At 44.7% G+C, this 20,461-nt stretch carries 20 protein-coding genes and 1 pseudogene; 4 read left to right on the forward strand and 17 right to left on the reverse strand.

Annotated features, from left to right (window positions below):
- Positions 1-4: 4 nt before the first annotated feature.
- The 10 genes from ACSQ8P_RS26890 to ACSQ8P_RS26935 all read right to left on the reverse strand — a co-directional run bounded on the left by ACSQ8P_RS26890 (position 5) and on the right by ACSQ8P_RS26935 (position 10,978).
- Positions 5-271: a spore coat protein CotJB gene (locus ACSQ8P_RS26890; RefSeq protein WP_436237995.1), complete on the reverse strand. Its 267-nt coding sequence runs from the start codon at positions 269-271 to the stop codon at positions 5-7.
- A complete protein-coding gene (locus ACSQ8P_RS26895; protein ID WP_436237996.1) occupies positions 268-507 on the reverse strand; it encodes a spore coat associated protein CotJA in 240 nt (79 codons plus the stop codon). Before ACSQ8P_RS26895 ends, ACSQ8P_RS26890 begins: the two co-directional genes overlap by 4 nt.
- A 193-nt stretch (positions 508-700) precedes the next feature.
- Positions 701-1,747, reverse strand: coding sequence for a sporulation integral membrane protein YtvI (ytvI, locus tag ACSQ8P_RS26900; protein ID WP_436237997.1), 1,047 nt, complete (start codon positions 1,745-1,747; stop codon positions 701-703).
- 14 nt (positions 1,748-1,761) lie between these two features.
- Positions 1,762-3,099, reverse strand: a complete 1,338-nt coding sequence (locus ACSQ8P_RS26905) for a hemolysin family protein (RefSeq protein WP_436237998.1) — start codon at positions 3,097-3,099, stop codon at positions 1,762-1,764.
- A 26-nt stretch (positions 3,100-3,125) separates the two neighbouring features.
- Positions 3,126-4,253 (reverse strand): radical SAM/CxCxxxxC motif protein YfkAB, encoded by a 1,128-nt coding sequence (gene yfkAB / locus ACSQ8P_RS26910; protein WP_436237999.1) that lies wholly within the window; start codon positions 4,251-4,253, stop codon positions 3,126-3,128.
- A gap of 128 nt (positions 4,254-4,381) precedes the next feature.
- Positions 4,382-6,607: an MMPL family transporter gene (locus ACSQ8P_RS26915; RefSeq protein ID WP_436238000.1), complete on the reverse strand. Its 2,226-nt coding sequence runs from the start codon at positions 6,605-6,607 to the stop codon at positions 4,382-4,384.
- 72 nt (positions 6,608-6,679) lie between these two features.
- Positions 6,680-7,792 (reverse strand): HD-GYP domain-containing protein, encoded by a 1,113-nt coding sequence (locus tag ACSQ8P_RS26920; RefSeq protein ID WP_436238001.1) that lies wholly within the window; start codon positions 7,790-7,792, stop codon positions 6,680-6,682.
- Positions 7,793-7,931: 139 nt separating this feature from the next.
- Positions 7,932-8,744, reverse strand: coding sequence for an undecaprenyl-diphosphate phosphatase (locus ACSQ8P_RS26925; protein ID WP_436238002.1), 813 nt, complete (start codon positions 8,742-8,744; stop codon positions 7,932-7,934).
- Positions 8,745-8,972: 228 nt separating this feature from the next.
- Positions 8,973-10,439: a bifunctional metallophosphatase/5'-nucleotidase gene (locus tag ACSQ8P_RS26930; protein ID WP_436238003.1), complete on the reverse strand. Its 1,467-nt coding sequence runs from the start codon at positions 10,437-10,439 to the stop codon at positions 8,973-8,975.
- A gap of 68 nt (positions 10,440-10,507) precedes the next feature.
- Complete coding sequence (locus tag ACSQ8P_RS26935; protein ID WP_436238004.1) at positions 10,508-10,978, reverse strand: molybdopterin-dependent oxidoreductase; 471 nt, start codon at positions 10,976-10,978, stop codon at positions 10,508-10,510.
- Between the two features lie 124 nt (positions 10,979-11,102).
- Between ACSQ8P_RS26935 and ACSQ8P_RS26940 the strand changes: the two genes are divergently transcribed.
- Genes ACSQ8P_RS26940 through ACSQ8P_RS26950 form a run of 3 tightly spaced genes read left to right on the forward strand, consistent with a single transcriptional unit; the run spans position 11,103 to position 13,983 of the window.
- Positions 11,103-11,807: a molybdenum cofactor biosynthesis protein gene (locus ACSQ8P_RS26940; protein WP_436238005.1), complete on the forward strand. Its 705-nt coding sequence runs from the start codon at positions 11,103-11,105 to the stop codon at positions 11,805-11,807.
- Between the two features lie 21 nt (positions 11,808-11,828).
- Positions 11,829-12,887 carry a ThiF family adenylyltransferase gene (locus ACSQ8P_RS26945; RefSeq protein WP_436238006.1) on the forward strand — a complete coding sequence of 353 codons (1,059 nt, stop codon included), beginning with the start codon at positions 11,829-11,831 and terminating at the stop codon, positions 12,885-12,887.
- Between the two features lie 46 nt (positions 12,888-12,933).
- Positions 12,934-13,983: an HD-GYP domain-containing protein gene (locus tag ACSQ8P_RS26950; protein ID WP_436238007.1), complete on the forward strand. Its 1,050-nt coding sequence runs from the start codon at positions 12,934-12,936 to the stop codon at positions 13,981-13,983.
- Positions 13,984-13,995: 12 nt separating this feature from the next.
- Here ACSQ8P_RS26950 and ACSQ8P_RS26955 read toward each other — a convergent pair.
- The 6 genes and pseudogenes from ACSQ8P_RS26955 to ACSQ8P_RS26980 form a co-directional block, all read right to left on the reverse strand.
- Positions 13,996-14,323: pseudogene (locus ACSQ8P_RS26955) on the reverse strand (DUF350 domain-containing protein).
- Between the two features lie 56 nt (positions 14,324-14,379).
- Entirely contained in the window at positions 14,380-15,030 is a 651-nt protein-coding gene (locus ACSQ8P_RS26960) for a signal peptide protein (protein WP_436238008.1), read from the reverse strand.
- Positions 15,027-16,223: a glutathionylspermidine synthase family protein gene (locus tag ACSQ8P_RS26965; RefSeq protein WP_436238009.1), complete on the reverse strand. Its 1,197-nt coding sequence runs from the start codon at positions 16,221-16,223 to the stop codon at positions 15,027-15,029. The genes ACSQ8P_RS26960 and ACSQ8P_RS26965 overlap by 4 nt, the downstream gene beginning before the upstream one ends.
- 4 nt (positions 16,224-16,227) lie before the next feature.
- Positions 16,228-16,905 (reverse strand): hypothetical protein, encoded by a 678-nt coding sequence (locus ACSQ8P_RS26970; RefSeq protein WP_436238010.1) that lies wholly within the window; start codon positions 16,903-16,905, stop codon positions 16,228-16,230.
- Positions 16,902-17,123, reverse strand: coding sequence for a hypothetical protein (locus ACSQ8P_RS26975; RefSeq protein ID WP_436238011.1), 222 nt, complete (start codon positions 17,121-17,123; stop codon positions 16,902-16,904). The genes ACSQ8P_RS26970 and ACSQ8P_RS26975 overlap by 4 nt, the downstream gene beginning before the upstream one ends.
- A gap of 121 nt (positions 17,124-17,244) precedes the next feature.
- On the reverse strand, positions 17,245-18,363 hold the full coding sequence (locus ACSQ8P_RS26980) for an NlpC/P60 family protein (RefSeq protein WP_436238012.1): 1,119 nt from the start codon (positions 18,361-18,363) through the stop codon (positions 17,245-17,247).
- A 51-nt stretch (positions 18,364-18,414) separates the two neighbouring features.
- On the opposite strand from ACSQ8P_RS26980, the gene ACSQ8P_RS26985 reads away from it, so the two are divergent.
- The gene (locus ACSQ8P_RS26985) at positions 18,415-18,972 is read left to right on the forward strand and encodes a PH domain-containing protein (protein WP_436238013.1); all 558 of its coding nucleotides are present in this window, start codon (positions 18,415-18,417) and stop codon (positions 18,970-18,972) included.
- Between the two features lie 53 nt (positions 18,973-19,025).
- Here ACSQ8P_RS26985 and sufB read toward each other — a convergent pair whose 3' ends face one another.
- Complete coding sequence (sufB, locus tag ACSQ8P_RS26990; RefSeq protein ID WP_056624188.1) at positions 19,026-20,423, reverse strand: Fe-S cluster assembly protein SufB; 1,398 nt, start codon at positions 20,421-20,423, stop codon at positions 19,026-19,028.
- Positions 20,424-20,461: the final 38 nt, after the last annotated feature.

Here is a 20,461-nt window from a genome sequence, read left to right on the forward strand (position 1 = left end):
CTTCTTAAACTTGCCACGGCCAAGGTGTTTCCTTCCACTGCCATGGCGCCTTCGTGAAGCTATGACCGTAAGACATCAAAGGACCGAATTCAAATTCAAACTGCTGAACCATGTGCAACCGCTTGTGAGCAAATTGATTATATTGTTGAATCACGCTCAGATCGTCAGGGTGCGTATCCAAATATAGGGTCAACTCCACCAATACAAAATCCACGGCTTGCAAATCACGAAGTTGCTTGTAATAGGCTTCAGGCAGCACTTGCTCGCTCATGTAGATTGGCCTCCTTCATCACCTCTTGTCTCCTGTAACGGATTCGGATAGGGCCCATAAAGTGCTGGCCAGAGTGTCCCTATTTTCAAAGCATCATAGGGGCTATACTGTGGCAATCCTGGTGGTTGAAAATTCATATATAATTGCGGCGGCGTATTATACCATTTCACTCGAATCGGTGGACAGGGGTCACACGGTCCGATATACGGGTACCAACTTTTAAATTGTGTGTACATACGTCTCCTCCTTTTCAGAACCTATATGACTCGTTATATGCGGTATAACTTGACCAAAATCACTGATTTTCCATCTTTTTCGAGGAGAAAATCACTTCAGCTCCTTTCCCGAACCTTTCGCCCCGCAAAACACAAAAAAACCCTCACCGATTGCACCCGCGCAATTCGAAAAGGGATTTCTTTTAGCTCATCTTTAATCTAATTTAATATTCAAATTCAACACGCCTGCTTTGCGCAATGCTTGATAAATTATGACGACCAAAGGTCCGAGGAACAAGCCGGCAAAGCCTAGCCATTCAAAGCCAATGTACAAGGAAATTAAAGCCGCTAACGAGTTGATCCCAACAGCATCACTAAGCACTTTGGGCTCAACAATCCGGCGGAGGATGATGAGTACCAAGAAGAGCACGAACAATCCAATTCCCATACCCGTATATCCGAGCAGCAACTGATAAATGATCCATGGGATGAAAATAATTCCGGTCCCAATCACGGGCACGAATTCCATCACCATAACTAGCAGTGAAATTGCGAGTGGGTACTCTGCCCGCAGTACGAGCAGTCCAATGAAAGTTAACAAATACGTAAATATCGCCATGATCAGCTGCGCGCGAATAAAGCCAAAAATAGCCTCTCGCAAATAAGTCAACACATTTTCCATTTTATCCTTGGTTTTCGTTTCAAACATCGAGAGAAAAGCAACCTTCAAATTGGGTAAGTTGTACATGCACAAATACAGGGTGATCACATAGATGATCAATAGCATGAATAAATTAGGGATCTTCCCAGCCATATTGAGGAAAAATCCTGAAATACCACTCAAAATACTCGTCAATGCTCCCGTTAACGTCTCTGTACTCCGTTCTACCCACGTCTGTACTTGCGCTGCCATCTCTGGGGATAAAGAATCATAGAATACTTGGGTTCGCACCACAGCTTGATCCACGTATTTATTGACATCCTCCATGTAATTAGGCGCTTTACGACCAAGGTCAATTAACTCGGTAACGACATTCATCCCAATAAAATAGATTAATGCCACCATCAGTAAAGTGAATGCTGTACTAACGATCGTTGCAGCGACAAATCGGCTCATTTTCGAGACACGCATCAAGAGCGTTGTAAGTGGGTCTAAAAAAATAGCTGTCACCAGCGCTAGAAGAAATGGCAGCCCTACGGTGAACAAACCGTATAACACCAATATTCCTAACGCCATGAGTATTGCTGTCTTAGGTGACATAGAGACTCCTCCGATTATTCATTTCCCGGTTTAACAGTGTCGATATTCGTTATATGTATACGAACAATACGTAATCGATCTACCTCGGTCACTTCGAAAACATGATTGGCATAAGGTACTTTCTTCCCTTTGACAGGAGCGCCTTCCACCTTCTTAAACAGCCAGCCGCCAATCGAATCCACATCATCGTCTTCAATTTGAAGGTCCAGCATGTCGTTCAGGTCTTCCAGCAATACACGACCATCGACAGAGGTGTATTTGTCTTTCACTTCCACGCCAGGCCGTTCATTCACATCAAATTCGTCATGCAATTCTCCCACGATTTCCTCGATGATATCTTCCAAAGCTAAGAGCCCCGCAGTTCCCCCGTACTCATCAACAACGATCGCGAGTTGGGAGTGCTTTTTCTGCATAAGCTTGAGTACGCGGCTAACTTCCATCGACTCCGGTACATTCAAAATAGGACGAATGAAGTTCTTAAGCTCCTGCTCGACATCAGGATCCGCTGTCAGTAAGTCAGCAATATGTACAAAACCTACGATGTTATCTTTATGCCCATCAGCTACAGGGTAGCGTGTGTGCTTGGTTTCGTGAACGAACCGCAAATTATCGATAAAGCTTGTTTCCAGAAACAGACAATCCATATCTGTCCGAGGCAGCATCACTTCACGGGCGATGAGATCGGAAAATTCAAAAATGTTATCGAAAAGCGTCATCTCGTCTTCATTGATATGACCGCTTTTGACACTCTCATCCATCAGGATTCGAATTTCTTCCTCGGTATGCGCTGCTTCATGCTCGCTGGCTGGCTCTACGCCAATCATCGAAAGGAATTTGTTCGCTGCGCCATTAAGTACCCAAATAATCGGGCGAAATAGTCTGTAGAAAAACAATAGCGGAGCTGAGAGCCACAAGGAAGTCAGTTCAGGTTTTTGGATCGCAAACGATTTAGGAGCCAATTCCCCCAGCACAATGTGCATAAACGTAATAAATCCGAAAGCAATTATAAAAGACATAGTCGTTGTATACACGGATTCCCCTAAGCCAAAAGTATGAAATAGAGGCTCCATAATCAGATCATGAATCGCAGGTTCTCCTATCCAACCCAGTCCCAAGGAGGCAAGTGTAATGCCAAGCTGTGTAGCTGATAAATACCTATCCAGTTGTGACGTTACGATACTCGCATATTTGGCTTTTCCGCTGCCTTCATTAACCAGCTGCTGAATGCGAGACTGCCGTACCTTCACAAGAGCAAACTCAGCTGCTACGAAAAATCCATTTAACAGGACGAGTAGGATAACCAGGAAAAGATTGAGTGCGATGGAACCGAAATCAAACGACGTATGTGGCAAAATGTATTTCTCCTTCAGAAAGATGATTAGATAATAGCTTTACGGCTTTTGAAATCCACAGTGCGATAGTACGAGTCAGCTACAAGCAGGTTGGGTCCGCAACAAGAAGCGGTACTACAGAAACAATTCACCCGCTGGTTCAGCGCATTGTTCTCCCAACGTGCAAAGATATCATCAAGCCCATCATCATGTATATTTCCAAGCGGAGGCTCATTAGCAAAATCGGTGACGAAAACCTCGCCAGTAAACGTACTGACATTCAATCGGTTCCGCCCATCAGGGTCGTTACGAACCGTAACATTTTGCTCCTCACGTAGACGCTTAACTAATGTACGATCCGCTTCCAGTTCATTACATGCGAAGAAAGGCAGCGTTCCGAATAGCATCCACATTTCTGGATTGCGATAATCTAACAAGCGATGAATACTCGTGCGCAATTCGTCCAGTGTAACCATTGGAAGATGTGAAGCGAAAGAACTCGCATACATCGGATGTACCTCGTGACGCTTGCATCCCATTTCATTAATGAGCTGATGGATCTCAGGCAATTTCAAATGGGTCCGCGTGTTAATCATCGACTCCGCGGAAATGTACAAACCGCCTTTACTAAGCGCGATCGTATTATTTACCATTCGCTCATACATCCCTAATGCCGCCCCTTGCCCCACTGGACGCTCTGAGTTCACAAATCCTACTTGATGGAAATCATCTGCATTCAAATAATTAAACGAAATATGCATCACATCGAGATAAGGCGCAAGCAGCTCATAACGCTCCAAATCTAACGTTAAATTCGAGTTAATTTGAGTGCGAATCCCCCGCTCCCGCGCATACTTCAGGATGGGTAGCATGTAGTCCTTCACGATCTTGATGTGGTAGGACGGCTCGCCGCCTGTTAAACTGATCGTTTCCAAATGTTCAATTTCATCCAGCTTTTGTAATATGACTGGCAACGGAATACGGGGTCCTTCTGACATCGTAAGTGAATCTCCAACTGCACAATGCTCACAACGCATATTACACAGATTGGTGATGGTAAGCTCAATGCTGGTTAATACATGTTTCCCGTATTTCCGATACGACCGAATGGGGTCCCAAGGATCATATTGGGGAGTTAACTCCGGTAAGATGGAGTGTGTTACGTTCCTATTCATGCTGTTTACACCTGACCTATCATTTCCTATTCAAGAACATGTTACTACCTATTATGCCTATACCTATGCCCTTTATTGTAACTTATGATTCACAAAAAAGGAAACAGAGACAGGAAGTGCAGATGGCGCTACCGCTTCTCCACTTTTGCCTGGGGCTTCACACGGAGCCACCTTGGTGCCCACCAATTTGCATCACCGAGCAGTTTCATAAGCGCAGGAACAAGCATAACCCTTACGATTGTGGCGTCAATCAATACCGCAAGTCCGAGACCTAGTCCCAGAGCCTTCATAATTTCAATATCCGTGAAAATAAAAGATCCAACTACGACTACAAGGATGAAAGCTGCACTTGTAATCAAGCTCCCTGTTTTTTTCAACCCTTCAGCTGTACTCTGATCATTGTCTCCGCTTGCCTCATACTCTTCCATAATACGTGAAATGAGGAACACTTCGTAATCCATTGAGATACCAAAAACGACGCAGAAGATGATGACAGGCAGTGTTGCACTCACATATCCGATTGACGTAATGTGCAGTATATCCGCCATAATGCCATGTTGGAAAACTAAAACAACGATGCCTAAACTAGCGCCTAAACTAAGCATATTCATAAGCACAGCTTTAAGTGGGAGCAGGACCGAGCGAAAAGCCAGCAAGAGAACGAGATAGGTAATTCCCATGACGAAAATAAGAACTTCAGGAATTTCCTTTTGAATGCGATCAATGATGTCCAATCGGTAGGCAGGTCCACCTGTAACGGCAGTCTCTAATCCTTCTTTATTCAACTTGCGGAGCTCGTGAACTAACGCATCCGTCGCAGGATCATCCGTATCCTTCTCTGGAATAACTACCATCAAAGCGGTATGGCCTTTGGCTAATTGCGCGTCTTCTAACTGCTTTTGAACATCAGGCTTTGTAAACATCCCTGCAAGCTCTGCATCCGAATGCTGCCCTAAGACGGTTAGATAGCTCTGCACTTCTTTTACGCCAGCGACTGCCCTGACCCGTTCTCCGTAGGCTTGAATCTCGCCGATCGAGGCTGATGACCAAATCTCATCTTTCGATTGTATTACAATTTGAATGGGTCCTGTCATGCGAGGGTCATAGGCGGTTTTGAGCAGCTCCGCTCCATATCGTGATTCATAGCTTGGAGGAAGGACCTCCGCATTAGGCACACCTAATTTCATATGCCAGATGGGCGTCATACTGTAGATCAATACACCACCTACTAGCACAACTAAAACGACTGGACGTTTCATTACCGCATAAGCGATTTTCTCCCAGAACTTCGATGTTTCTTGCTTACGGAATCGTTTAGGAACGACCTGCAAGGAGTTAATGCGATGACCCAATATACCAAGAAGAGCTAACAGCACCGTATTGGCCACAACTACGGAAATAGATACAACGATAACCCCTCCGAGACAGAGAGACCGGAAGAAGGTCAAATCCACAAACAGCATACCCAACAAACCAATGAGTACAGCGATTCCAGAGAAGAAAATTGATCGTCCTGCTGTTTGGCATGTCATGGCTACGGCAGCAGCTACATTACCTTGCACTTTGAGCTCTTCACGAAAGCGGCTTACCAGAAAGAGCGCATAGTCAATCCCGACAGCAAGCCCTAGCATCGTAACCATATTCGGCAAAAAATTCGATAAAGATTGATGCTGCGCGATAAAATAGGTAACTCCCAGTGTGAGCGTCACACTCATTAATCCCACGATCATGGGTAAAAGTGCTGCAACGAATGTACCGAAGACAATTAGCAACACTAGAAGTGCAATAGGTAAACCAATCGCTTCCGACTTGGCAATATCATGTTTGCTGGCAACTTGCATGTCATACAGAATCGCGGGCCCTCCCGTTACATACACGTCCATACCTGCAGGCGGATGTACAAGCGACTTAAGCTCCGGGTATACCTCTAATGCTGGATCTGTATCCAACGTGAGCGATACACTAACAGCCTGTATATCTACATGTCCCTCATTACGAGGCGTAGTTACAAATTTCACATCCTCCACATAAGACAGTTCTTTCACCTTCGTAAGTGAGGCCATAATCGCATCTTGCTGATCTTTCACCGTTATATCAAGCCCATTGTGCCCCGTATAAACGAAATTAAGCTGTGTTCGAGGCACACCAAGCTCATCCCGCATTTGAATCAATCCCAGATCGGATTCGCTCCCTTTGGGAGTAAACCCGTTGTCTTTCAACATACCTGGCGCTTTTTGAGCGAAAATAGCAAAGATAAGCATTAAGCTAATGCCAATCGTGAGCACTAGCCATCGGAACCGAAACATGGCGTGCCCCCATTTCCAAAACACACCTTTTTCCATGGACTCCCGCATCGTGCTTCCTCCTTAATCTACAAAAAGAACCTGGTTTCCCAGGTTCTTTTTCCAATATGTGCTATATCTATTCTAAAGAAGTGTAGGCATATTTGAATCTAATTCCGATTCGCTTACTTTAATTTCCCCAATTTCGGAAATTAAAGTCGATAGCTTGCTTGAAAGATCAATTTCATAGGGTTCCTTAAGTACAGTACCTGCTTCATCTTGAAGCACGCGAATAGTTGGTCTTTGCGGAACAGCCATGTTCAACTTCGATACGATACCATATTCGCCTGTATTCAACCGTACTGTAATCCCTAGTGGGTAGATGGCAATTTTGTCTCGAAACAAAGCAATCTGACTTTGATCATACATCGTGCCAGAGCCCGCGAATAACTGCTCCATCGCTTCATGTGGCAATAAAGGTCTGCGATACACCCGTGTAGTCGTCATAGCGTCATAGGAATCGACGAGTCCAATCCATCTGGAGAACTCATTTATCTCATTCCCTTGAATTCCCCGCGGATATCCGCTGCCATTAATCCGTTCATGATGCTGCAAGGCACAATGAGCAGAAAGAAGTGGGATATTCGGCTCGTCCTTCAATAGATTGAAGCCATAGGTCGTATGATTTTTCATTTCCTTGAACTCGTCCGGAGTTAGCTGAGAAGGCTTGCGCAGAATGCCTAATGGCACTTTCGTTTTCCCAATATCATGCAATAACGCACCTAAACCAAGTGTCTCGAGTTTATCTCGACTATACCCATAACTGATTCCAAGCATGATCGCATAAATGCTTACGTTAACTGAGTGCTGAAATAAGTAATTATCTTTCACATTCATATTATTGAGCATGACCATAGCACCCTCATGAGCACTAAGATCATCAATAATCATCTTCATGACATCACGAAAATTACGACCAATGTCGTAATAATTCACAGCTCCGCGTTTATTCGAATCTTCCATTACCTTCTTGAAAGTATTGCGAATTTCGGTGACCGCTTTGCTTCTTGTTTCATCCTGAATGACATCTGGTTGAATAATGTCATTTGTTCTTGCATCTTCTATGTAAATATAATCAATTCCATAGCTAAACAAGCGATCGAGTAGTCTCTGTGTAAGCTCAACATTAACGGCCAAAAGGACCATACCATCATCGTTGTATATATTCTTAGCCAGCCTCATCCCAGGTTGACACATGTTGATCGGCATAAACAGCATTTCAGGACCCCCGCATAGGTGAGCATTACGTTCTATTTAAATGTAATAGATTTCAAAGAAAAGTTCAATACAAAAAACCGCGTCTTTCGACGCGATTCGCTAATGTTACTTAAATATTTTACTTTAAAAACATATAAAGCGCGAAAATAATCGCGATGGCAAAACGATAATATGCAAAGTAAGTGAGCTTCATCTTTTGTACAAACTTAATGAAGGATACGACGGCCAGTAAAGCCACAACGAAAGCCACTAGAAATCCTACAATAAAAAAGGCCAAATCGTCGGATGACAATGCTTCATAATTTTTCAAAAAGTAGACACCTGAAGCACCGAACATAATCGGAATCGCCATAATGAAGGTGAAATCAGCTGAAGCCGCACGGCTTACACCTGAAAGCATACCACCGGCAATCGTGGAACCAGATCGAGAAAAGCCAGGCCAAATCGAAACGAGCTGCCACAATCCGATAGCGAAAGCTTGTCGATACGTCAAATCATCAAGTACGGTCGTTTTGGGTTGTTCCTTTTTCTTCTCGGCAATGATCAATAAAATACCACCGAGCACGAGTCCAATTAAGACGGTTGTTGTATTAAATAGCTTCTCATCCACAACATCATTAAATAAAACACCAATCACACCAGCAGGTATAATACCAATTAAAATGTGAATTAAATTCAGCTTTTTCCCTGTTTTACTTTCGCTTTTCCGATTCACAAGTCCAAATAAGGAAAGGATTCGCTTCCAATAGATAATGACAACCGCCATAATAGCGCCTAATTGAATCACGAAATCGAACGTTTTCATGACTTCGTCATTTTGTGTGTTTAGTAAGCTTTGTGCCAAAATCATATGCCCTGTCGAGGATACGGGTAAAAACTCCGTCAAGCCTTCAACGATCCCAATAATGATCGCCTCAAAAATTGTATGCATAATTGCCCCCTATATTCTGATAACTTTTATTGCGTTTTCAAAAAGTCCGGTTTTCAGCATCGAGAAGATTGAAAGAAGCTAGGAAATGAGGAGCGGAGCGTAGTAGTGAAAGCTACGTGAGCACCGGAAGTTCCGGCTGAATTCAATATTCGATGTCGAATACCCTTCATGGAATACTTCATGATCAAAAGTGGACTTTTTGAACAACCTCTATCTTGCTTCAATTTCTTATTCTACCTGTTTTGGACTGGGTCTGACAACATCTGTGAACCGAAGGTGGTGGCTGCCTGCAATCGCAGACTCATCTTGGAGTTGATCAGCTAGCACATCACGGATAAATTCCGGCAGCATGTAAACGATCTGCTTGCCTCGGCTCAGCGATAAATAGCCGGAGCCGAACGTAAACATATCAATCGTGCCCACTAGGTAGGAACGTTCTGGATCTAGCAATTCCTCGCCGACATACACGGCGACGATTCGCTCGTAGGGAGGGCGCGTGGCATTCACTTGGACGGTTATCCCGTCCACACAGAGGACGCCTAGCACCTCCCCGCGGAAGCCGTAGCCGCGTATCGGCTTCTCCATGAATTCGTCAAGCAGCGACTCTTCGAGCGCTTGACGAATATCCGCGCCGCTGAGCAGCATGCGGCAGGGATTGATCGGGCCGGGGCAGATTTCCAGCAGCCGGCCTCGGGTCAAGCCCCCCTCCTTCAGTCCCTGAAGGAGCTGCCCGCTATTGACCAGCCCGATCTCGGCGCTGGTCCAGCGGCGAATACCCGCGGCAAGCAAGTTGCCGAGCGGGGATTCGCCGTACCAATCCAGGCGCAGCGGCTGCCGCAGCTGCGCCACCTCCACCGCCAGCGAGGCGCTGCTGGCGATGCGGTAGTGCTCCAGCAGCGTGATGACGCTGCTGTCTTCCTCGCTCGCGTCCGTCATCGGGACGACGCGGCCTTGCAGCTCTACGATCCGGCGCTGCGCCGGGTCGTAGGCAAGCTCAATATGGCCGGCATATTGTCCGAACTTGCCGGCCGCACCAATATAAGTGCCGCTGAGCAGAAGCGGCTCTTCGAGTAAATGATGGGTGTGACCGCCAAGGATGAGATCGATGCCATCCAGCTCCTCAGCCATCCGTTGATCCGTTCTAAGGCCTAAATGCGACATGACGATTAGAATATCCACGTTCGGACGTAATAGGCTCACATGGGCGCTTACAGCCTTCATGGGATCTGTTACATGCCAGCCGAGCAGCTCATAGTAATCTTGATAAGCGGCTGTGACCCCAATCAGACCAATACGAAGTCCTGATTTCTCAACAGTTAGTGATGGCAGCATCCAATCTGGCGTTTCCTTCGTGTTGATATCCGTAATATTGCTGCCAATAATCGGAAATTGTGCATGCTCCAGCACAACAGCTCTAAGCCAATCCGGTGTGAAGGTTAATCCTTCATTATTACCTAGAACCATGGCTTCATAGCCTGTGGCATTCATGATTTCTAAATTGGCGATCGCATTCGTTCCTTCTGTCTCTGGAAACATCCGATCCATATGATCGCCAATATCAAGTGTCAATACTTGATCTTGCGGCCAGAGCCGGCGGACACGATCAAAATAGGCGCTGATTTTGGGCATCTGTTCGAAATGGCTATGAATATCATTCGTATGTAAAATAACTAGTCGTTGCAAGGGGGCCGACATCCCGTTCACCTCTCTTCATAGACAACTAAATCCTAGCATGTCTCTATGTTATGCAAGTATCCTCTTCCTCATTTCTTGAATTTGAGCTCATCGAGGGTTACTTTGTTCTTGAACCCATAAGTTGCTTCTTCACCTAAAGCTGGATCATTCAGAAACCAGACTTTTACAATACTTTTTACATTCAGACATTCACTGCTTCCGTCTGGCACGTATAGTCGAATCGGATAGCCTTTCTTCAGCGGTTGTCCCTCTTGTGCATACAGGAATAGAGCTTGATCCGCTTGCCCCCACGGTATCAACGCTTGGAACTCATCTACCGCTTCCACCCTCACATGAGTAGGCTCTTCAGCTGCACTCTTCTTCCCCTTGTTGCTCCAATTTCGGTACCACGATTTGAGATCAAATGCCTCCCCCTCCACCGACGGAACGCGATCTTGACTGTTCAACCGCAGTTCCGCTAACGCAACCATTTCATCAACGGTAAAAGCTTCTTTGTTCTTATGTAAGTCAGACACTTCTATGAGTGAATTCATTTGCATGCTTATAACTCCTCCGTTAATTCAAATTCCATGTCCTGCCAAGGGATCACTCCATTATACCATTTTTAGGGCAAAATATGATATGCTGTAAGGGATTCTAACATCTAACGCAAGGAGAAACAAATTGAACTTACACATCCAACTCTTCGCAGGTCTTGTAGACCTATTCGGTACTGCTGTTCTAACGATTTCAGTCGATCAAGAATCGATTACCATTGCACAATTGAAGGATAAAATCATCACTGACTATCCTGCTGCCTCTGCGCAGCTTCCTATTTGCTTTTTCGCCAAAAATCAAGCTTACGCCGGTGATCAGGATACGGTTTCCGCCTCCGACGAGCTCGCACTCATACCACCTGTTTCAGGTGGACAGCCTTCACTTTATGAAATTACCGATTCAACGATTGATGTCGTATCCGTGACCTCAAAGGTGAATCATCCCAACCATGGCGCTTCACTAGCCTTCATTGGCACTACGCGAGAAATGACATATGGACAGCGAACGGTCCTATTGGAGTATGAGGCTTATGTCCCTATGGCCTTGAAAACGATGGCGAGCATCGGTGAAGAAATCGATTCCAAGTGGCCAGGCACGCTATGTGCCATCACACATCGATTGGGTAAGGTAGCGATTGCAGAAGCGAGTGTCGTGATCGCTGTTTCCTCCCCTCACCGCGCTGATTGCTATGACGCTAGTCGGTATGCCATTGAGCGTTTGAAACAAATTGTACCCATTTGGAAAAAAGAAATCTGGGAGGATGGGTCCGAATGGAAAGGCAATCAAACAGGCCCCTGGAACCCGCTGCAAACACCGAAGGCTGATAACTGATTTGAACGGAGATGACTTAACTTGGATCCACTTTTATATACAGAAAATGCGGTTGACCCCCGCTATTCGAGACAAATTCTCTTCCCCCCTATTGGCATGGAAGGTCAGCGCAAACTTAGTCTTGGTCGTGTTGCTATTGTTGGCATGGGAGCTTTAGGCACTGTTCTTGCCAATCATATGGTGCGAGCAGGCGTTGGATATGTCCGGATCATAGATCGTGATTTTGTTGATAAGAGCAATCTCCAAAGACAAATGCTGTACGATGAAGAGGACGCTTCTGCGACGATTCCAAAGTCAATCGCCGCTGCGAAACGTCTTCAACTAGTGAATTCCACTGTCGTCATTGATCCTCATGTCTGTGATCTTAATGCTACGAATGCCGAACAATTACTTCATGATGTCGATGTGATTCTCGATGGAACTGATAACTTTGCCGTTCGTTTTCTGCTCAACGATGTCAGCATGAAATTAGGGATCCCTTGGATCTATGGCGGTGCCGTGGCTTCGCGAGGTGTCTCACTGACGATTATTCCTGAACGAACGCCTTGTTTGCGCTGCCTCTTCCCACAAGCTCCAGCTGCGGGTACCACGGATACTTGTGACACTGCAGGCGTCATTGGAGGGATCATCCATGTTGTCGCTTCATTTCAAGCTACAGAGGCTCTTAAGTTGCTCGTAGGCGCTACCGAGCAGCTCAATCTCAGCATGCAGCAATGGGACTTATGGTTCAATCAGAACTCCGCGATACGGGTATCTGGGGCTAAGAAGCCGGATTGTCCCGCTTGTGCGCTTAAGCAATATGAGTACTTAGATGCCCATCTTGAAAGTGATACCATACAGTCTTTATGCGGACGCAATTCGGTTCAAATTCATCCAGTTATTCCAAGCACACAACCTCTGGAATACTGGGAGGAACGGCTGCAACCGCTTGGTCTGGTTGAGAAAAACCGTTTTCTTTTAAAATTTCACGCTTCTGAGGATATTCAAATTATTCTATTCCCTGGCGGGCGTGTTCTCATCCAAGGGACTGAGGATTTAATTCAAGCCAAAAGTCTTTACAGTCGTTATATTGGGATGTAGTATTACAATATACCTACCAGATATTAGGACTTGGAGAGGAGCTTCTATGCGTGTACATGTGCTTCAACTTATCGTTGGTGACAAATTAATTTCCGATTCCTACAATGAAGTAGGCCTTCATCTTTTATCCTCAGGCACTGTTCTCGATGCTGGAGACATTTCGATGCTCAATCGCCACAGTGTGGATTATGTTGATATAGCTCCAAGACGCAGTGAAATCGAGAAAGTCGTAGAGGAAGCGCCATCCAAACAAGCTAACATGTTACAGGTTACCTCATTTAACAATGCTATCCAGGGTATCAAAGAACTCTTTGAAGTTTTGCAAGACGGAGGTTCTATTCGCAATGACACTGTAGAATCCGCTTTCAATCCGATGATTGATAGCATTCAAGAGGAGAAGGATGTTGTTTCTCTACTCCTTTCTTTGCACAGTCAAGATGACTACACCCTTCAGCATAGTGTTCAAGTTGGGATGCTATCCTATTATCTAGCCAAATGGATGAATAAATCCGAGAAGGATGCTCTAATTGTCGGAAAAGCAGGCTATTTGCACGATATTGGTAAATGTAGAATTCATCCGGATATTTTGAATAAACCAGGCAAGCTAACGAAGGAAGAGTTCGAGGAAGTTCAGAAGCACACCATTCATGGCTATGATATCATACGCAAATCATTAAAGGATGAAACGCTCGCACTCGTCGCCCTTCAGCATCACGAGCGTATGGATGGTACAGGCTATCCTCTACGGAAAAACGGTACGGACATCCATTCTTACTCGCGCATAGTCGCGGTCGCAGATGTCTATAGCGCCATGATATCCAACAGAGTGTATCAACAGCGACGTGATCTTCTTCATGTGCTTAAAGAGCTTCATCGCATGAGCTTTGGCGAACTGGATCCCAAAATCACTCAAGTATTCATACGTAACATGATTCCTAATTTTATAGGTAAAAAAGTGTCTTTGAGCGACGGACGTGAAGGTACCATCATCATGACGAACCCTACTGATTTCTTCCGACCGCTCATCAACATCAACAATCAGTTCTTGGATTTATCGCAGCTCGCGAATGTAGAAATAACGAAAATTGCGATCTAATACATAGATATGTTAAATAATTAGACTGCTTATTGAAAGCGCTATACCAATATAAACTGCTGCAAGTAGGGTACCAATTGCCACATTTCCTTGCTTTAGCTGGTCTGATAGCTTCACACCTGGGGTTAGCCAATCAAAAACCCAATATGAGGCTATTAAGCATACGTACCCTACCGCAAACCATAAGCTCATATGCCAGATGGAGGAATTCGTATAGGCAGCAATGCCGAGAATGATAGCCGTAGCTATGAACTTGCCTCCCATAGATACCCACAGCCACATTGCCGTTATTTATTTCTTCCATATCACGATAGGGTGTCATTAAACTAAAGATGTACATCCCTGCAAACTGTAACAGGACAATGACGAATAAACTTATGATAAGATCTACAACGATCACTCTACCCACCCCCGAAATTTAGCCATCGATTGATCAAAATCTGTATAATCATGCACTTCTTCTAGGACTACGCTTACTTCTTTTTTATCCCTGAAGATTTTATATCTTTCTTCTGGAATCGGCTGCTTAACCTTTTGTCCGGTTGGCAATTCGATAACGGCGAAGTACCTAAACTTGCTATCTAGCTCTGTTTTATATACCCCGATCAATTTCACATCTGTCTTTATTTCCACTTTCAACTCCGTTAGATCTTTGTCTGCTTCTTCTTTTGTTTTGAATGACTTTATCGGTTTCCATTGCGACAAAGTGACATCGTTCTTCCCTTGACTGTCCACTTTCATCGTTGCTTGCATGAAACTCAATACCCAGATGCTATCCCCAGTCGCAAAATTCTGATCGTTGGAAATTCGCTCATTGTTCGGCAACAACACCATATCACCATCAATGAGATCACCAACCTTGACTTGCTGGACTTGATAGTCCCACGGCACGTCACCAGGCGCATAATTCGATGTCGTCGCTGCGTTGCCTGATGTCGTTTGGCTTAGAACAGATGGCTTCTTATCGAATGCCGTACTGATGATCCATATGATGACAATGACGCCGATAAGTCCTATTGCCAATCCAATAAATCTTCCTTGTTTCAAGGCGCTTTCACTCCAATCGCCACAAATTGACTTGCATTCCCCGTTATAATGCCGCCTGCTCTACCTAGAAGCCCGCAAGGCGTACCATTCAATACGAATAGGCCAGTTAATAAATATCCTTGACCATGCTCAAAGGTTAGCCGCGGCAGGTCAGCCCTTTCTTGATACACACGTTTAAAAAACACGCTCGTATCAAAGCCCGCTTCATCCTTGAACTCCAACTCTCCATGCTCGTTGTATAGTTCTACAGATCCGCCTTCGCGGCCAAACATCGATTTGGATACAAAGTTACCTTCGAGAACAGGATCCATATACGTTGGCAGCATGTAGGTCTTAATCATTTCATGTTCCTCTTGCGTAAATAGGTCTGACTGTCTGGCATGAAGATCCCAGATTAATGCTTGCAAGCCTTTGGATTGTAAAATCACAGCATGCAAGGGGTTGAACAAATGAACGAATTGCTCCTCGATCGCATACGACAGCGCTTCTCCCCCGTCGTCAACCCCCATCCACTCTTTCGGATATAAGGCAAACATACGCCCAATGGTCTGATCAGTACCAACCTTGACGACGCCTTCATCGATCCATAAGTCCAAACAATCCACGCATGTCATTTTTCTCCCACTATGGGCAACAAGTGCATTTATCGTACCCGTGTCTTCCGCATGCACTCCGTAGGCTATACAGGCCGCGTAATCAGGTGCCTCAATTTCCCAGGCTGCCCTTAGAAGCTCCTTCATCCTACGATTCGGTGATTCCAAACCAAATTGCTCACAAAGCCACGGAGTCGCAATGGAGGCTTCGACATAACCCGTAGGCGTATCTGCGTTTAGTTCTAGTAGTTTAATGTTCCCTGTTTGATCGACAGTAAAATCAAATCTCGCATAGCGGCTTATGAAGCCTTTGCCATTCGGCTCAAGTCGATCCAGCCCATCCCATAGCACTTCCGGTATCGATAAGTCTGCATAAAGCTCCCTTTTACCGAGAACATAACGAACGGCTTTATCAAACACCTGCCAAAGTTCAGCAGCTGCATGAATAAGGTCCTGATAAACCTCATTTGGCATAACCACAAGTTGATCAATCCAGTACTCTTCGTTATCCAAATTAGCCCATGTAAACCCCAGATCAGCTAATTGCTGAACACGAGAATTTCTGTCAAGGGCTGGTATTCCAATTACTTCAAATCCCATTCGATTAACCCCCAGAGCTTGAGCTGGAGGAGGAGCTAAAACCGCTTGATTTACCACCTATGCTGCCTGAAGAGGTTGATGTTGACTTGGAGCCGCTGGTCGATGTACTGCCACTCGCGTTTGAACCACTAACCGAAGAACCTGTTGTACCTTTGGTGGTAGTTGACGATTTATTCGAGTTCGAAGTAAAGGTCCCACTTCCGCTAGAGGTTGTTGGTGTCTTCGTGGTAGACCGATTCGTAAACGAACTGGGTTGATACGTTTTATTGACATAGGGCGTATTGGATCGATAATAATAAGAGCGGTGATTGTTCCCCCAGCTGCTAGATGAATAAGGGCTTACGGTATTGAAAATCAGATGATACAGCAGCAGATCATCCCATCCAAAGCCATTACCCGAAACTTGATTCACAATGATAGGAGCATTGCTGCTACCAGTTGTGCTCGGCGTTGGCGATGGTGATGGTGATGGTGCAGCTAAGCTTTTATCAGGCGGAATAGGCAAGCTCCAATCCACTTGTGGATCGTAATACGCTTTGACATCTTCATTCGACCATTCTACTAATTTAGATGAACTCGTGCTCGGACTAGGTGTCTCTGCAGCCTGAGCCGATACCCAAAGCATTTGACTAAACAGAATCAGACTGAGTGAAGCTGATAGTACTTTAAGCGGTCGTTTCACTCCTTGCTCCCTCCCCCTTCTGAGCCGGCTTTAACGAGCAGCAATTCGAAAACATGGAGATCTAAATTCAATCGCCCCTCAATCATTTCATATTCCTTCCCGCCAACGAGAATAAAATTAGCCACATTTAAGGCTTGAATAAGCTGATCATCCCATGCACGTTCACCGAGTCGGAGCAGCTGCCCCTCGGGCAATTTTTCATAAAGTACAATTGTCATTCTTCCATGCCTCCTCCACAAAAAAACTTCCTACACATTTAAACGCAGAAGGGATTCAATTGTTTCAAAATAAACAAAAATAAAAGCCTATCCTTGGGATAGGCTTTTACCACTAATTCCATTAATAAGCAATTCGCTTTGCTTTTAAAAACGTTTTTTTCCAATAGGGTTTATCAATATTTGTAATTTGTACCCCATTCTTCGGTTTAGGGGATGCATGCAGCATCTTATTGTTTCCGATGTAAATCCCTACATGACCAACCGTTCTATTCGTTTTGAAACGCCCCGGCACGTAGAAAAACATCAAATCACCTTTGCGCAACGACTTACGTGATACCAAGTTACCTTTAGCACCTTGTTGCCGAGCTACCCGCGGCAGACTAATATTGTATTTCCCAAAAATATATTGGGTAAATGTAGAGCAATCAAATCGTCCTGTTTTGGGATATGAGCCTGTACCAAATTTATATTTGACTCCTAAATAGTTCTTTCCTTTATTGATCATGGCATTGATATCGATATTTTTCAAAACTGGCATGACCTCGTCCGGATTGTTTGCCGACCACACTGGTAGATCACCATTCGTTTGATTAGACATCCATGCAGGATTTACTCCTGCTCCATCGCCTTTGAATGGATCAGACGGATCATCCCCGAAATTCAACTCTGGCGAGTTATCATTCGCGCTTACAGGATCATCCTCATTTTCGATGATCGCAATAGGTGAAGCGTGAATAATAACATTACTATTCCTAACTTCATACGACATATCGTCTTGAAATAAATCCGCCAAATCAGAGACAGGTAAATACGCCGTCGCGCCTTCCTTCACTACAGGCTGGCTTAGTTGAATATCTGCGCCTTCCTTACTGGCTTTAGTCGAGTTCATGGTCAATTCAAAGTTGGCATCATTATCCCCTAAAATTAGCTTGCCTCCCGAATCTTCCCAATCTGATTGGAAATTCAATGTTTTAATGAGGTCTTGGGCAGATACATAATTGACATTCCCGATTTGTTTCATCGGAAGGACTGCATCATCATTGGTTGCAAGCCCAATGATATCTTTGCCCGTTTGCGATAGACTCTTCGTCACTGAATTGCCAGTCCCAGTTAGACCAGATGGACTTTGAGTTGGTGTTACACTTTGTGGGCTTAGATTATCCTTCCCACAAGCTGCTGTCGAAATCGCCAGCACAACGACCATACTACCTATTGCTGGTGTCTTTAGCTTTTTCCACATGAATTTCTCTCTCCTTCAGGAACACATTTAATCCTTTATAGAGTGAGACAAGTGGCAGTCAATTATGCAATTCAGGCGTACAAACGGACTTGGCGTTTGTTGGAAGCAACGGATACAGTCAGCGGAGAACGCCGTATAGATGTGGAATTGAGACATATATTTGTTCAAGGAGGAGTGATGATAGTGGGTATTTTTAGTGGTTTACTAGGAAATTTATCAGAAGTTTCTGTTGAGGAGCTTACGAGGCAGTATGGAACGTATCTGATGCCAAATGAAGTCATCACAACAGGCTTTAAACTTGTTCGAGATTCTTTCGTAATCACCGACGAGCGCATTATCCTGATTGATCATCAAGGTGTCACTGGCAAGAAAACGAAGGTCTCCACGATTGATCTAGATTCGATCTATGAAGTATCGATGGAATCTGGTGGTACAGGGTTTGATGACAGCGAGCTCACCATCCATTACATAACCTCACCTTATTACAAAGCCAATAACATTACGACGGCGGCTTATCGTTTTGAATTCAAGAAGAAGTTCAATATTCAATCATTATATGTGGCTCTCCAATCAGCCGCGACACAGAATCGTAAGCGAATCAACGGTTAACATGCGAAAAAGCGTGCCAGAGAATGTTCTCTGACACGCTTTTTATTAGGAGATTAACCGATAGATCCTTCCATCTCGAACTTGATGAGACGGTTCATTTCTACGGCATATTCCATCGGAAGTTCTTTGGTGAATGGCTCGATGAAGCCCATAACGATCATTTGCGTCGCTTCTGCTTCTGTAAGACCACGGCTCATGAGGTAGAACAATTGATCCTCAGATACCTTGGATACTGTCGCTTCATGCTCCAGCGTAATGTTGTCGTTCAAGATTTCATTGTAAGGAATTGTATCTGAAGTCGATTCGTTATCCAAGATCAACGTATCGCACTTGATGTTAGCTTTGGAACCTTGGGAGTTGCGTCCAAAGGAAGCTAATCCACGGTAAGTTACTTTACCGCCATGCTTGGAGATCGACTTGGAAACAATCGTCGATGTTGTATCTGGTGCCAAATGCGTCATTTTCGCGCCCGCATCTTGATGTTGACCTTTGCCCGCAACAGCGATGGAAAGAACCATCCCTTTAGCGCCGCGGCCTTTAAGTACAACTGCTGGGTACTTCATTGTCAGCTTGGAACCGATGTTACCATCAACCCACTCCATCGTAGCTCCTTCTTCTGCAACCGCACGTTTGGTAACGAGGTTGTAGATGTTAGGTGCCCAGTTTTGGATCGTTGTGTAACGAGCACGGGAGTTTTTCAAACATACGATTTCTACTACTGCACTATGAAGCGAGTTCGTGCTATAGATTGGAGCTGTACAGCCCTCAACGTAATGCACAAAGCTATCTTCGTCAGTAATAATTAATGTACGCTCAAATTGGCCCATGTTCTCGGAGTTAATACGGAAGTAAGCCTGCAAAGGCACTTCACATTTAACACCTTTTGGTACGTAGATGAAGGATCCACCAGACCAAACTGCGCTGTTTAATGCAGCAAATTTGTTGTCAGCTGGCGGAATGATTGTTCCGAAATATTGTCTGAACAACTCCGGGTATTCACGAAGAGCTGTGTCTGTATCTGTGAAGATAACACCTTGATCTTCAAGCTCTTTTTGCATGCTGTGGTAAACAACCTCGGATTCATACTGTGCAGATACACCAGCAAGGAACTTTTGCTCTGCTTCAGGGATACCAAGCTTGTCAAACGTTTCTTTAATTTCCGTAGGAACTTCTTCCCACGTTTTACCTTGCTTCTCGGATGGACGAACATAGTATTGGATATCATCGAAATCCAAATCATCCATGTTTCCGCCCCAACGCGGCATAGGCATTTTGAAGAATTGCTCAAGGGATTTCAGACGGAATTCCAGCATCCATTCTGGTTCGCCTTTAATTCTTGAGATTTCTTCAACGATTTCACGAGTTAAGCCTTTACCGGATTGGAAAATGGATTTGTGCTCATCTCTAAAACCGTATTTGTAATCCTCTAAATCTGGCATTTGTTTAGCCATGGTTGATTCCTCCTTAACGTTCTCTTTGTTCCATATCT

Source organism: Paenibacillus sp. LjRoot153 (assembly GCF_964253085.1).
In the GTDB taxonomy this organism is placed as follows: Bacteria; Bacillota; Bacilli; order Paenibacillales; family NBRC-103111; genus Paenibacillus_E.